Origin of the sequence: Streptomyces sp. NRRL S-37, from assembly GCF_000721605.1 — a bacterium.
Taxonomy (GTDB): Bacteria; Actinomycetota; Actinomycetes; order Streptomycetales; family Streptomycetaceae; genus Streptomyces.
Window position 1 is genome coordinate 202,070 of sequence record NZ_JOIZ01000010.1, and the last position, 12,852, is coordinate 214,921.

General features: G+C 71.7%; 14 protein-coding genes and 1 pseudogene. 7 read left to right on the top strand and 8 right to left on the bottom strand.

From position 1 onward, the window contains the following. The first annotated feature begins 461 nt into the window (after positions 1–461). Positions 462–587: a hypothetical protein gene (locus IH50_RS43175; RefSeq protein ID WP_267883274.1), complete on the top strand. Its 126-nt coding sequence runs from the start codon at positions 462–464 to the stop codon at positions 585–587. Between the two features lie 128 nt (positions 588–715). Here IH50_RS43175 and IH50_RS0117145 read toward each other — a convergent pair whose 3' ends face one another. The 5 genes and pseudogenes from IH50_RS0117145 to IH50_RS41670 all read right to left on the bottom strand — a co-directional run bounded on the left by IH50_RS0117145 (position 716) and on the right by IH50_RS41670 (position 4,099). Next, entirely contained in the window at positions 716–904 is a 189-nt protein-coding gene (locus tag IH50_RS0117145; protein WP_030862297.1) for an acyl-CoA carboxylase epsilon subunit, read from the bottom strand. 32 nt (positions 905–936) lie between these two features. Then, positions 937–2,229, bottom strand: a complete 1,293-nt coding sequence (locus tag IH50_RS0117150) for an acyl-CoA carboxylase subunit beta (protein WP_030862300.1) — start codon at positions 2,227–2,229, stop codon at positions 937–939. A 24-nt stretch (positions 2,230–2,253) separates the two neighbouring features. Next, positions 2,254–2,685: a hypothetical protein gene (locus IH50_RS0117155; protein ID WP_030862303.1), complete on the bottom strand. Its 432-nt coding sequence runs from the start codon at positions 2,683–2,685 to the stop codon at positions 2,254–2,256. 108 nt (positions 2,686–2,793) lie between these two features. Then, complete coding sequence (locus tag IH50_RS0117160; RefSeq protein WP_030862306.1) at positions 2,794–3,588, bottom strand: AfsR/SARP family transcriptional regulator; 795 nt, start codon at positions 3,586–3,588, stop codon at positions 2,794–2,796. A gap of 418 nt (positions 3,589–4,006) precedes the next feature. Then, positions 4,007–4,099: pseudogene (locus IH50_RS41670) on the bottom strand. 229 nt (positions 4,100–4,328) lie between these two features. Between IH50_RS41670 and IH50_RS0117165 the strand changes: the two are divergent. From IH50_RS0117165 to fabI, 6 genes are all read left to right on the top strand, one after another. Continuing rightward, positions 4,329–5,324 carry a DUF2156 domain-containing protein gene (locus IH50_RS0117165; RefSeq protein ID WP_030862309.1) on the top strand — a complete coding sequence of 332 codons (996 nt, stop codon included), beginning with the start codon at positions 4,329–4,331 and terminating at the stop codon, positions 5,322–5,324. A gap of 142 nt (positions 5,325–5,466) precedes the next feature. After that, positions 5,467–5,631, top strand: a complete 165-nt coding sequence (locus tag IH50_RS42045) for a hypothetical protein (protein ID WP_199822097.1) — start codon at positions 5,467–5,469, stop codon at positions 5,629–5,631. 245 nt (positions 5,632–5,876) lie between these two features. After that, positions 5,877–6,980: a fatty acid desaturase family protein gene (locus IH50_RS0117175; protein ID WP_030862313.1), complete on the top strand. Its 1,104-nt coding sequence runs from the start codon at positions 5,877–5,879 to the stop codon at positions 6,978–6,980. 180 nt (positions 6,981–7,160) lie between these two features. Continuing rightward, positions 7,161–8,585, top strand: coding sequence for an MFS transporter (locus IH50_RS0117180; RefSeq protein WP_051767345.1), 1,425 nt, complete (start codon positions 7,161–7,163; stop codon positions 8,583–8,585). A 2-nt stretch (positions 8,586–8,587) separates the two neighbouring features. Beyond that, complete coding sequence (fdxA, locus tag IH50_RS0117185; RefSeq protein ID WP_030862331.1) at positions 8,588–8,914, top strand: ferredoxin; 327 nt, start codon at positions 8,588–8,590, stop codon at positions 8,912–8,914. Beyond that, on the top strand, positions 8,911–9,675 hold the full coding sequence (fabI, locus tag IH50_RS0117190; RefSeq protein WP_030862333.1) for an enoyl-ACP reductase FabI: 765 nt from the start codon (positions 8,911–8,913) through the stop codon (positions 9,673–9,675). The genes fdxA and fabI overlap by 4 nt, the downstream gene beginning before the upstream one ends. Positions 9,676–9,928: 253 nt before the next feature. On the opposite strand, the gene serS is transcribed toward fabI, so the two are convergent. From serS to IH50_RS0117205, 3 genes are all read right to left on the bottom strand, one after another. Next, entirely contained in the window at positions 9,929–11,206 is a 1,278-nt protein-coding gene (gene serS, locus IH50_RS0117195) for a serine--tRNA ligase (RefSeq protein ID WP_030862335.1), read from the bottom strand. Positions 11,207–11,342: 136 nt separating this feature from the next. After that, a complete protein-coding gene (locus IH50_RS0117200; RefSeq protein WP_030234941.1) occupies positions 11,343–12,563 on the bottom strand; it encodes a beta-ketoacyl-[acyl-carrier-protein] synthase family protein in 1,221 nt (406 codons plus the stop codon). Further along, complete coding sequence (locus IH50_RS0117205; protein WP_018888444.1) at positions 12,563–12,793, bottom strand: acyl carrier protein; 231 nt, start codon at positions 12,791–12,793, stop codon at positions 12,563–12,565. Before IH50_RS0117205 ends, IH50_RS0117200 begins: the two co-directional genes overlap by 1 nt. Positions 12,794–12,852 lie beyond the last annotated feature (59 nt).

Consider the following 12,852-nt stretch of genomic DNA (forward strand, 5'->3'; position numbering starts at 1 on the left):
TGCGCACGAAGAGCCCTTCGGCGGAGCAGAAAACCGCTTCTGACCTGGTGTTATGCGAGATCCATCCTGCCGGGACACCTTTCCGATGACGTCGCACGTGGAGTGCGTGGTGATTTTGGAGCCTGCGGACAAGAGTGCCTGACCTGCGGTTTTGTGGCCCGGGTGGGATTGCTCGACCTGTTTCCCTCCGTGCAGCGGTTCGAGTGGACGGGGCGCCCCTCAAAAGCTCCCTGACCTGCGCATTCATGAGGGAGGCGCTTGTATCGGCGACGTCTTCAAGGCCTCGTTCGGAGATTCTTGACGCTCGGATGACGCACGAAGCGGAAGCCTCGTCCTCCCGGACCTCTTCGGCGGAGGGCCGTGTGGACCGGACCCATCGGCACGGGGCGAGGAGTCCGGTGCGGGCGTCCTGCTGCACCTGAGCAGCGGCGGGGCGAGCTGCCACGCCGACCCCACGCTTATTGGAGCCGAGAGCGCGGCCCGTCCCCACCCACGTCACCAGGTCGCTGCGGTCGGTCAACTACCCCGACCAGTACGCCGTGGTGCGCGCCGACAGCTCCCTCACGGTGGTCAGCCCCAGGGCCTGACCCGTCCGCGGCACGAGACCGCGCGAACGGGGGCCGCCCGTGTCCCGGCGGGAGCCGGGTGTGCCGAAGCGCCGGACCAGCCCCCTCGGGGGGGAGGGGGCCGGTCCGGCGCTTCGGCGCGTCACCGCTCAGGGCGTCTGCCAGCTGTGCGGGGCGTGGAAGGGGTGGGGGCGCCAGGAGGTGGTGCCGGGGGTGGACGCCTGCGCGTCGACGCCGGCCCGGGCGGCACGACTGAGCAGCAGGGCCGTGAGGGCGGCCAGTTCCTCGTCCGTGGCTTGGCCCTTCTCGATGCGGATGGGGGGCGGGGGAGTGAGCATAGGACCTCCGTCACTATGGGGCGGCCGTGCCGTCACTGAGGGGGGTTGCCGTGCTTGCGGGCGGGGTGGTCGGCGTGCTTGGTGCGCAGCATCGCCAGTGAGCGGATGAGGACCTCGCGGGTCTCGGCCGGGTCGATGACGTCGTCGACCAGACCGCGCTCGGCGGCGTAGTACGGGTGCATCAGCTCGGACTTGTACTCCTTGACCATGCGCGCCCGCATGGCCTCGGGGTCCTCGGCTTCGGCGATCTGACGCCGGAAGATGACGTTGGCCGCGCCCTCCGCGCCCATCACGGCGATCTCGTTCGTCGGCCAGGCGTAGGTGAGGTCGGCGCCGATGAGCACCCGGGGCTGGTTGGCGACGACGCCCACCACCTGCCCGCCGAGACGGGCCAGCGCGCAGATGATGTTGCGCGCCCAGCGCTCGTGGACCTCCAGGTACTCGCCGTCGTCGACGATCTCCTCGATGACCTCCGCCATGTCGTAGGGCCGGTTGCCGTCCGCCGGGACCAGGTCGGCGAGGATGTCGCAGCGACGGTCGTGCGGGTCGTCGCACGGCACCGCGGGCGGGTTCTCCCGGTTGTTCTGCGGGAGCAGGGACAGGAGGTAGCGGACCTCGGCGATGCAGGTCTCCTCGTCGTCGTAGGCGAAGTGGCAGACGCCGCTGGTCTCGGCATGCACGTCCGCGCCGCCGAGGCCGTTCTGGGTGATCTCCTCACCGGTGACCGCCTTGACGACGTCCGGTCCGGTGATGAACATCTGCGACGTCTCGCGGACCATGAACACGAAGTCGGTGAGTGCGGGGGAGTAGGCGGCACCTCCGGCGCACGGGCCGAGCATCACCGAGATCTGCGGGATGACGCCGGACGCCCGGGTGTTGCGCTGGAAGATGCCGCCGTAGCCGGCGAGCGCGGTGACGCCCTCCTGGATGCGGGCGCCGGCGCCGTCGTTGAGGGAGACCAGCGGTGCGCCCGCCGCGATGGCCATGTCCATGATCTTGTGGATCTTGGTGGCGTGGGCCTCGCCCAGCGCACCGCCGAAGATCCGGAAGTCGTGGGCGTAGACGAACACCGTGCGGCCCTCCACCGTGCCCCAGCCGGTGATCACACCGTCCGTGTACGGCTTCCTGGCCTCCAGGCCGAATCCTGTCGCCCGGTGCCGGCGCAGCTGCTCGACCTCGCGGAACGAGCCTTCGTCCAACAGCAGGCCGATGCGCTCGCGCGCGGTCAGCTTGCCCTTGGCGTGCTGCGCCCGCGTCGCCTTCTCGCTCGGGCCGGCCAGCACCTGGCGGCGTATCCCGGCCAGCTCCGCGACGTGGGACCTCATGTCTCCCCCTGATGGGACGGGATGTCAGTTGCCGAGCCGGCGCAGACCGTTCATCTGGAGCACGGCGAAGGCCGCGACGACGGCCGCCTGGAGCGGGGTCCACACTGTGCCGACGGTGTTCGGGTCCAGCCAGCCGAAGACCACGGCGGCCACGCTCGCGACTGCCCACAGCAGGTTCGCCTCGATGACCACCTTGGTGGCCGCGGTGGACGGCACCGGACGGCTGGCCAGTACGGCGACCAGTGCACCGTAGACGGTGAGGAACACGCCGATGCCGCGGAGGAAGCCGGTGTCGAGGCCGAGCAGGTCCCCCACCGGGCCGGCGGCGAACAGGTAGATGAGGCCGTTGCCGCCGGTCACGACGGCGTCGAGGCCGAGGAAGAGACGTAACGGACGCGCGGCCTCCGCGCGCCCCTGGGTCGTCACGGCGCGGGCCGGCGACTGGCTCGTGGTCATGTGGTTCTCCAAAGGTCGGGGGGCGGTTTCCACTTCCGATCCGGATCGTTCCAGGCAGTGCTGATCAGCGGCTGACGTGCCGCTTACGCGGCGTCGGGACCGGTGGCGTCAGGTGAGCTGGAGCAGGGGAGCGCGCACGTCACCGGACAGGGCCGGGTCGTGGGACAGGATGGCGCTCTCGACCTGCCGCAGCGCGGGGGAGGGCTCGATGCCGAGTTCGTCGGCGAGGTGGCGGCGCATACGGCGGAACACGTCCAGGGCGTCGGCCTGGCGGCCCGCGCAGTACAGGGCGATCATCAGCTGCTCGCAGAAGCGTTCCCTGAGCGGGTGGCTCGTGTGGGTCTCGGCGAGTTCGGCCAGGACGGCGGCGTGCCGGCCGAGCCGCAGCTCGGCGTCGAAGCGGAGCTCCATGGCCCGCATGCGGTACTCCTCGTAGCGGGCACCGGCGAGCTGGCACAGGGTCCCGCCGGTGAAGCCGCCGAAGACCGGCCCCCGCCACATGGCCAGGGCCTGCCTCAGTAACCGGGCCGCCTCCTCCGGTGAGCCCGAGCCGAGGGTCTCGGCCTGGCGGACCGTCCTGACGAACTCGGCGGCGTCCAGCTCCCCCTCGTTGACCGTCAGGCGGTAGCCCGAGGGGTGGATGGTGACGCGCGAGGTGGTGCGGTCGGGCTCCAGGCCGCGCAGCTTGCGGCGCAGCCGGCTGACGTGGGCCTGCAGGGCGTTGGCCTGGTTGTCCGGGGCGCCCTCGCCCCACATCTCCTCGACCAGCGCCTCACCGGAGACCGACTGCCCCTCGCTGACCAGCAGCGTCTGGACCAGGGTCCGTTGCAGATCGCCGGAGATCTCGGCCGGCCCCGACGCGGTGCGGATCTGCAGTGCCCCGAGGATCGAGAACCTCAGCATGTTTCCCCCTTGGCGATCAGTGCGGCAGAGAGTGGTCGGGGGGCCGGTCACGGCGGTCCGTCTCTGTGGCCGAGGCCGCGTGGCGGTCTCTCGGGCCGGTTTCCGTCCCGGGGTTTCCTCCCGACTCCATCCTGACACAGAATCATTCCTTTGAGAAGGTATTTTTTTCCTGAACGAGTCCGAGGTGTGCCGAGAGGGGCGCTGACCTGTGCGGTTGCCGGACAGCAGAGGTCAAGCGGAAGGGGTGGTGGATGCGGACGTGTCTGCGCCCCGGCGCACCGCCCAGTGCCGGGCGGTGCGCCGGGGCGCGTGTGTCCGCCGGCGCGGGGGGTCGCCGGCGGTGCGTGCGGCACCGGGGCCGCGCGGCCGGTGGGGCGGGGCCGCGCCGAAAGCCGGGTGCCGGGGCGTATACGACGAGCGGAGAGGGCAGGATTCGAACCTGCGTGGGCTTTGTGGGCCCGACCGTGAGATTGCTCTCCGGTCCCCGTTGAGCCGCTCCGGGCACCTCTCCTTGTGTGGCCGTTGGTGCGTGGCCGTTTTCGCGGAGAGGGCAGGATTCGAACCCTCGATCCCGGCTTCCGGTCTCCCGTGCCGTTCACGAGAACAACATTGGCAGGGAGGTCTGACAAAGCGCTGACGTCTTTCTGACTCGATCGGAGAATTCCCGTCCGGTCTTTTCCCGCACCTGCCCTCGATGCTCTACTCGGGACGACGGAAAACGCACCCGAAAGGGGAAAACAATGACCGTGACCGCCATGGAAAACCCGGTTCTCGAGGCGATACGCACCCATACGTCAAGCGAGAACCCCAGCGCGTTCCTGGCCCTCAATAGCGGAAACGACGTCTTCACACTGCCCGGTGCCGACGGCGTCGTCGTGTACCGCCGCACGGGCCGGTTCGCCGTCCAGTTCGGCGGCCCCTTCGCCGCCCCCGACGACTACGACCCGCTCCTGGAGGCCTTCCGCCGGCACGTCCGCGACGAGGGCCGCACCCTGGTCGGCATCCAGCTCCAGCGCGCCGACGCCGAGCACTACGCCCGCCGCGGCTTCACCGTCAACCAGGTCGGCGCCTCCTGGGCCGTCGGCCTGCCGGACTTCACACTGCGCGGCACCCGCTTCATGCAGCTGCGCAACAAGATCTCCCGGGCCCGCCGCAACGGCCTGGTCGTCCAGGAGGTCCCCGCCGACGACTGGCAGGACGCGATCGCCGCCATCGACCGGGCCTGGCTCGGCTCCAAGGGCGGCGCCCAGCAACTGGAGTTCCTGGTCGGCCAGATCGGCGGGCCGGCCCAGGCGCACCGCCGGCTGTTCACCGGCACCATCGACGGCAGCCCCGTGGCGTACATCTCCTACTCGCCGGTGTACGGCGGCCGGGCCGGCTGGATGCACGACCTGAGCCGACGCGTCCCGGACGGCTCCCCGGGACTGATGGAGGCCATCAACGCGACCGCCGTCGAGGTGTTCCGTTCGGAGGGCGTCGAGTGGCTGCACTTCGGCTTCACTCCGTTCACCGGCCTCGACGCCGGCCACGAGATCGACGGCCACAGCCCGGCGTTCCAGTGGCTGATGCACGCCCTGTGGGCCGAGGGGGCCGCGCTGTACCCGGCGCAGACCCAGCTGTCGTACAAGCAGAAGTGGGCTCCGGACGTGGTCATCCCGGAGTACGTCGCCTTCGACGGCCCGCAGGCCTCGCTGGCGTCCTTCGCCCACGTCTTCCGTGCCTGCAAGGCGTTCTGACGATTCGGCACCTGTCACGCCCGCAGTGGAGCACTCCGGACCGACCGTGCCCGCAACGGGGCACGGCGCCGCGGCGCGCCGCGGGTCACCTCCCCGCACCGCCCTCACGCACCACCCGTCTTCCGGAACAGGAGAACCAGCGATGAGCGACAACGGACCCGACACCAGCACCGAAGTCCTCCAGCACACCGTGGTCGAGCGGCTGATGGCCGTCATCGGCGCGCCCGACGACGAGGACGTGGCGCGCGACGCGGACGCCGCCGTCCTGGCGCTCGACGAACGGCTGCGCGCCGAGCCCGCCGCCTGACGGCCGTCGCCGATCAGACCGGCATCAGTGGCACATCAGCGCGGCGCAGCACGCTGGACACGTGTTCGTCCGGTGGTCCCCCGGCGGAGTACCGCACTGTGCTCCGGCGTTCCCGGACCGCCGGGCGGGCACGCCCGCGCGTTCCCGACCGCCCGCGGGAGCACTGTCGACTCGCGGCGCCCGCAGGTCCGCGGGGCAGCGGCGCCGCCGCCCGAACCGGGCACTTCTCCCAAGGAGAGCAACGCATGCAGCGTCCGCACACACAAGAAGCCGGGGCAGCAGCCGCCTCCGCGGCCGGCCCGCGCACCGGCGCCTCGGCGACGTTCGCCGAGCTCCTCAAACGCGTCAAGGCGGAAGGTCTCCTCGACCTCGACCCGCGCTACTACGTGGGCCGTCTCGCGATCAACACCACCCTGCTGCTGATCGGATTCGCCGCGTTCTTCGCCCTGGGCGACTCCTGGTGGCAGCTGCTGACGGCCCTGTGGATGGGGCTGTGCGGCGGCCAGTCGGCGTTCATGTGGCACGACGCCGGACACAAGGCCATGTTCCGCAGCAAGAAGGCTGCCTCCGCCGTCGGCTACATCCACGCCAACCTCGTCAACGGGGTCAGCTACGGCTGGTGGGTCAACCACCACAACCGGCACCACAGCAACCCCAACCACCTGGACAAGGACCCGGACATCGGCCGGCGCACCGTCATCTTCGACGTCAAGCAGTACCCCAGCCGGCGGGGCACGCAGAAGTTCGTCGTGCGCCACCAGAGCGTGCTGTTCTTCGTGCTGCTCGTCCTGGAGGGCTTCAAGATGCTCCGGACGGCCGTGGTGTCCATCGCGCAGGGCAAGACCAAGCGGCCCGTGCTGGAGTCGTTCCTGATCGTGCTGCGCGCCGCGGTCTACTGCGCCCTGGTCTTCACGGTGCTCTCGCCGGTCCTCGCCGTCGCGTTCATCCTCGTGCAGCACGCCGCCCTGGGCGTCTACTTCGGCATGATCTTCGCCCCGAACCACAAGGGCATGGACGTCCGCGACGGCGAGGAGGAGACCCTGGACTGGCTGGAGCGCCAGGTCCTCACCTCCCGCAACATCCGCCCGAACCCGGTGGTCGACTTCCTCTACGGCGGCCTCAACTACCAGGTCGAGCACCATCTGTTCCCGGCCATGCCGCAGAAGCACCTGGCGCGCGCCCGGGAACTGACCCGCGCCTACTGCGCCGAGCGCGGGGTGCCGTACCACGAGGTCGGCTTCTGGGCGTCCTACCGGGAGGTCGCCTCCTACCTGCACGAGGTCAGTGAGCCGGTGCGGGCCGGGACCGTGGAGGAGGAGATCAGGCGCCGGGCAGCCCAGGTGGCCTGACCCGGCCCGCGCCCCTCGGTCGCCGCCGGTCCGGCCCCCCACGCTCCGGTCCCGCACGGCCCCCGCACCCCCACGCGTCCACAGCCCCGGCCCCCGGGCCGCACGCCCGGGCCCGCCGTCGGCCCGGGCGGTTCCCTCACCGGAGTCCCTGAGAACCAGGAGTCCAAGGAGAGCCTCCCCATGTCCCAGACCACCACGGTGGCGGGCGGTGTCACCGCTCCCGCCGCGATCGGGGTCCGCCTGGACCGCATGCCGATCACCCCGATGCACCGAAGACTCACCATGGTCATCGGCATCGGCCTGCTCTTCGACACGTTCGAGAACAACCTCTCGGGCACCATCGCCAAGGTGCTCCAGAGCGACTTCGCCTTCGGGGCGACCGAGCTCAAACTCGTCCTGGCCTCGGTGTTCATCGGCCAGTTCATCGGCTCGCTGGTGCTCGGCCGGATCGCCGACCGGTTCGGCCGGCGCCAGGCCTTCCTGATCAACCTCGCCATCTACTCGGGCTTCTCCCTGCTGGGCGCCTTCTCGCCGAACGCCGCCTGGCTGATCGTCACCCGCTTCATGGCCGGCATCGGCATCGGTGCCGAACAGGTGCTGTCCGACTGCTACCTGGCCGACGTGCTGCCCGCCAAGCGGCGCGGCCGGTACATCGCCTGGGCCTACACCGTCGCCTTCTGCGGGGTGCCCGCCGTCGGCTTCGCCGCGCTGTGGCTGGTGCCCCTGTCTCCGCTGGGCATCGACGGCTGGCGCTGGCTGTTCGTGATCGGGGCGCTGGGCTCCGCCGTGGTGTGGGTGCTGCGCCGCCGGCTGATCGAGTCGCCGAGGTGGCTGGCCGCCCAGGGCCGCACCGAGGAGGCCGAGCTGCTGGTCGCCGAGATGGAGAAGCAGGCCTACCCGGACCGTCCCGCGTCGGTGCGCCCGGTGGCCGCGGACACCGCCGGAGCGGTGGAACCGGCCGCGGTGCGCCACCGTGTGCGCGACGTGTTCGGCCGCGGCATGCGGCGCCGCACGGTGGTGCTGTGGATCTTCTGCGTGCTGTCCGTGGTCGGCTACTACGGTTTCGGCACGCTGGCCCCCCAGATCGTCGCGGCCAAGGGCTACGGCATCGTCGCGGGCATCGGCTTCACCGCGCTGTCCTTCCTGGGCTACCCGGTCGGTTCCGCGCTGGCCCTGCCGATCGTCGACCGGTTCGAGCGCCGGACGCTGGTCGCGGCCTCCGCGGCGGCGATGATGGTCGCCGGCCTCGGCTTCGCCTACGCCGGATCCCCCGCGCTCATCGTGGCGTTCGGCTTCGTCTACACCCTGTGCAGCAACGTCTTCTCCAGCGTCTCGCACGTGTACCTCTCCGAGCAGTATCCGACCGCGATCCGCGCCACCGCGTCCGGCGCCGCCTACTCGCTGTCCAAACTCAGCGCTGCCGCACTGCCGTTCGTCCTGCTGCCGGTCCTGGACGCGCACGGCCCCGGCGCCCTGTTCGGGGTCATCGCCGCGGCGATGGCGGCCCTGGCGGCGACCGTCCTGCTGCTGGGCGAGCGCACCACCGGGGCTCCGGTCGACGGCGTCCCCGGCCCCCCGACCACCCCCGTGACGAAGAGGAGCTGACGATGGCCTACGTCATCGCCCTGCCCTGCGTCGACGTCAAGGACCGCTCCTGCATCGACGAGTGCCCCGTGGACTGCATCTACGAGGGCCGCCGGGCCCTGTACATCCACCCCGACGAATGCGTCGACTGCGGCGCCTGCGAACCCGTCTGCCCCGTCGAGGCGATCTACTTCGAGGACGACGTGCCCGCCGAGTGGGGCGACCACGCCGCCTCCAACGCCGACTTCTTCGCCGAAGTGGGCTCGCCCGGTGGTGCCTCCGCACTCGGCGCCCTCGGCCACGACTCCCCGATGGTGCGAGCCCTGCCCGAGGCGGTGACCCGGACATGAGCGGACTCCTCGCCGGCAAGCGGATCCTGGTGACCGGGGTCGTCACGGACGCGTCCATCGCCTTCCACACGGCCCGCATCGCCCAGGAGGAGGGTGCCGAGGTCATCCTCACCGGCTTCGGGCGCCTCTCCCTGATCGAGCGCGTCGCCGGACGGCTGCCGAAGCCGGCCCCGGTGCTCGAACTCGACGTCACCGACCAGCGGCAACTGGACGGCCTCGGCGACCGGATCCGCGAGCACACCGACACCCTGGACGGACTGGTTCACTCCATCGCCTACGGACCGCAGGGCGCCTTCTCCTTCCTGGACGGCGACTGGAACGACGTGTCGACCGCCGTGCACGTGTCGGCGTACTCCCTGAAGTCGCTGACCACGGCCTGCCTGCCGCTGATGGAGCGGCGCGGCGGCTCGGTGGTCGGGCTGACCTTCGACGCCGCGGTCGCCTGGCCGCGCTACGACTGGATGGGCGTCGCCAAGGCCGCCCTGGAGTCGACCAGCCGCTACCTCGCCCGGGACCTGGGCGGTCGCGGCGTCCGCTGCAACCTCGTCGCGGCGGGACCGCTGCGCTCCATGGCGGCCAAGTCCATCCCCGGGTTCGCCGACCTCGCCGGGGTCTGGGAGCACCGGGCCCCGGCGGGCTGGGACCCCACCGACCCGGACCCGGCGGCCCGCGGGGTCGTCGCCCTGCTGTCGGACTTCTTCCCGCGCACCACGGGGGAGATCGTGCACGTCGACGGAGGGGTGCACATGATGGGCGCCTGAGCCCCGGGCCGGGCGCGGCGAAAGGGGCGGGAGCCGGGTCGCGGACCCGGCTCCCGCCCCTTAGGGGTCCTTTCACTATGAGCGTCCGATCAGGTCGCGTGGTCTGGTGCCGCACCTCGCCGCGTTGCCGAAACGCCCACGTGGCTCCGCCACGAGGGCGCCCCGGCGCCTTGCGATGCACGGCACCAGACCACGCGACCTGATCGGACGCTCATAGTGAAAGGACCCCTTTCGCGGTGGCGCCCGCCGGCGCCTACGCGGTGTCCCCGCCCGGCAGGATCCGGCGGAAGCCGGTGTAGGGGACGAGGGCCTCGGGCAGCTCCACCGAGCCGTCCTCCCGCACGCCCTGCTCCAGCAGCGCGGCGACCGTGCGGCCGATCGGCAGCGCCGAGCCGTTCAGCGTGACCGCAGGCGTCCTGCTCCCGTCGGGCCGCTTGACGCGGATGTCCGCGCGACGCGCCTGGAAGGTGCCGCAGTCGGAGACCGAGGAGATCTCCCGGTAGGAGCCGCTGCCCGGCAGCCACACCTCGACGTCGTAGGTCATCCGGGCGGAGAACCCGAGGTCGCCGGCCGGCAGCAGCACCACGCGGTGCGCCAGTTCCAGGCGCTTCAGGCACTCCTCGGCGTGGTTCACCATGAGTTCGAGCTGCGCCGGGGCGTCCTCGGGGGCGCAGACGCGCACCAGCTCCACCTTCTCGAACTGGTGCAGCCGCAGGATGCCGCGGGTGTCCCGGCCGTACGCCCCGGCCTCCGCCCGGAAGCACGGCGTGCAGGCGGTGAAGGCCAGCGGCAGTGAGCGGGAGTCGAGGAGCCGGCCGGCCACCAGGTTGGTCAGCGGGACCTCGGCGGTGGGGATCAGGAACAGCTCCCGCTCACCGACCTGAGTGCGGAACAGGTCGTCCTCGAACTTGGGCAGCTGCCCGGTACCGGTCATGGTGTCGCGGTCGACCAGGAACGGCACCGACTGCTCGGTGTAGCCGTGCTCACGGGTGTGCAGGTCGAGGAGGAAGTCGCGCAGGGCCCGCTCCAGTCGTGCCCCGGCCCCGCGGGCGACGGCGAAGCGGGCACCGGACAGCCGGGCCGCGGCCGGGCCGTCGAGGATGCCGAGGGACTCCCCGATGTCGGCGTGGTGGCGGGCGCCGTCCGCCGGACGAGGAGCGGGACCGCCCCGGCGTATCTCCACGGCCTCCTTCTCCGAGTCGCCGTCCGGGACCGCGTCCAAGGGGATGTTGGGGACGGAGAGCAGCAGCTCGGTCAGGTGTGCCGCGGCCGTGCGGGCGGCGGCCTCGGCCCGCTGCACCTCGGCCCGCAGCGCCCGGGCGGACGCCTTCTCCTCCTCGGTGGGCGGGCCGGAGCGGCGGGCCCTGGCCGTGCGGTTCAGCTCGGTGCGCAGCCGGGTCACCTCCGCCTGCGCGCCGTTGCGCTCGCGCAGGGCGTCGGCCAGCGCGGCCGGGTCGAGGTCGTGGCGACGGCGGGCCAGCCGCCGTACGGCCTGCGGCCCGTCCTTCAGCAGTTCTTGGGGATCGTGCACGGTGGACTCCTGACGTGGGGCGGGGTGGGGTGGCCCGCGGACCGGCGGGGTGGGCGCCGTGCGGCCGGGTGCCGCACGGGAACAGCCGCCCGTCGGAGGTGCTCCGCGGGCGGCTGCCGGTACGTGGCCGGGCCGTTCAGGCCGGCGCGATGGCCAGGGCCGTGTTCTGGCCGCCGAAGCCCAGGGAGTTGCTCAGGGCGAGGTCGATGGGCATGTAGGTGGCGGTCTGCGCGAGTTTGATGTCGATCCTGGAGTCGGGCATGACGAGGTTGGCGGTGGGGGGCACGAGTTCGTGCTCGACGCTCAGCACGGTGAAGGCGGCCTCGACCGCCCCGGCCGCGCCGAGCAGGTGTCCGGTGACTCCCTTCGTGGACGTGACCAGCGGGTCCCCGCGCAGCGTCCGGCCGATCATGCGGGCTTCCGCCAGGTCGTTCAGCGGTGTCGACGTACCGTGGGCGTTGACGTGCTGGACGTCGTCCGGGTCCGCGCCCGCGTCGGCGAGCGCGGCACGGACGGCGGCCTCGATGCCCGCGCCGTCGGGGTGCGGCGACGTCATGTGGTGGGCGTCGGCGGTGGCGCCGTAGCCGATGATCCGGCCGTGCACATGGGCGCCGCGGGCGCGGGCGTCCGCCACCCGTTCCATGACGAGGATGCCGGCGCCCTCCCCGGCGACGAAGCCGTCCCGGTCGGCGTCGAACGGCCGGGACGCGGAGGCCGGGTCGTCGTGCCGTTTCGACAGCGCCCCCATCTGGGCGAAGCCGGCCATGACCAGGGGGGTGACCATGGCCTCGCTGCCGCCCGCGAGGACGATGTCGCAGCGGCCGAGGGCGAGCAGGTCCCGGGCCGTGCCGATGGCGGTCGCGCCCGAGGCGCAGGCGGTGGCCACCACCAGGTTGGGCCCGGTCGCCCCGAACTCGATGGCCGTCTGCCCGGCCAGCATGTTCGGCAGCTGCATGGGCAGCAGCAGCGGCGAGACCCGGTCGGCGCCCTGCTCGCGCAGCACGTGGTGCTGTTCCTCGACGGTGCCCGGGCCGCCGTCTGCGCAGCCCAGCACCACGCCCACCCGCGCCCCGTCCCACGTCTGCGGATCGAGGCCCGCGTCGGCCACCGCCTCGTGCGCGGCGACCAGCGCGAACTGGACGAACCGGTCCAGGCGGTGGGCCCGCCGTGCGCTCAGCAGGCGCTCGGGGTCGAATCCGGGCACCCGGCAGGAGATACGTACGGGGTTATCCGTCAGCAGCGGATCGAGGGCGGCGGCCGGCCTGCCGTCGCAGACCGCCGCCCAGCTCGGCCCGACCCCGATACCACCCGGGGTGACCAGGCCGAGCCCGGTGACGGCGATGTCCATGCCGGCCATCAGACCTTCGCACTCCGCTCCTCCATCAGCCGGACCATGTCGGCCACGGTCTCCGCCTCCAGCAGGTCGTCGTCGCTGACGTCCAGGCCGAGCTCGGACTTCAGCAGCAGCGACAGCTCCACCACGGCCAGCGAGTCCAGCTCGATGTCCTCCCGGGTGGCCTCCGGGGTGATGGCCTCGGGCGACACCTTGAGCTTGTTGGACAGGATTTCCTTGAGCTGCTCCAGCATGTCGGTTCCTTTCGACAGTTCTCTCGAAGGCGCAAGCGCCCGTTCTCCGCTGTGTCGGA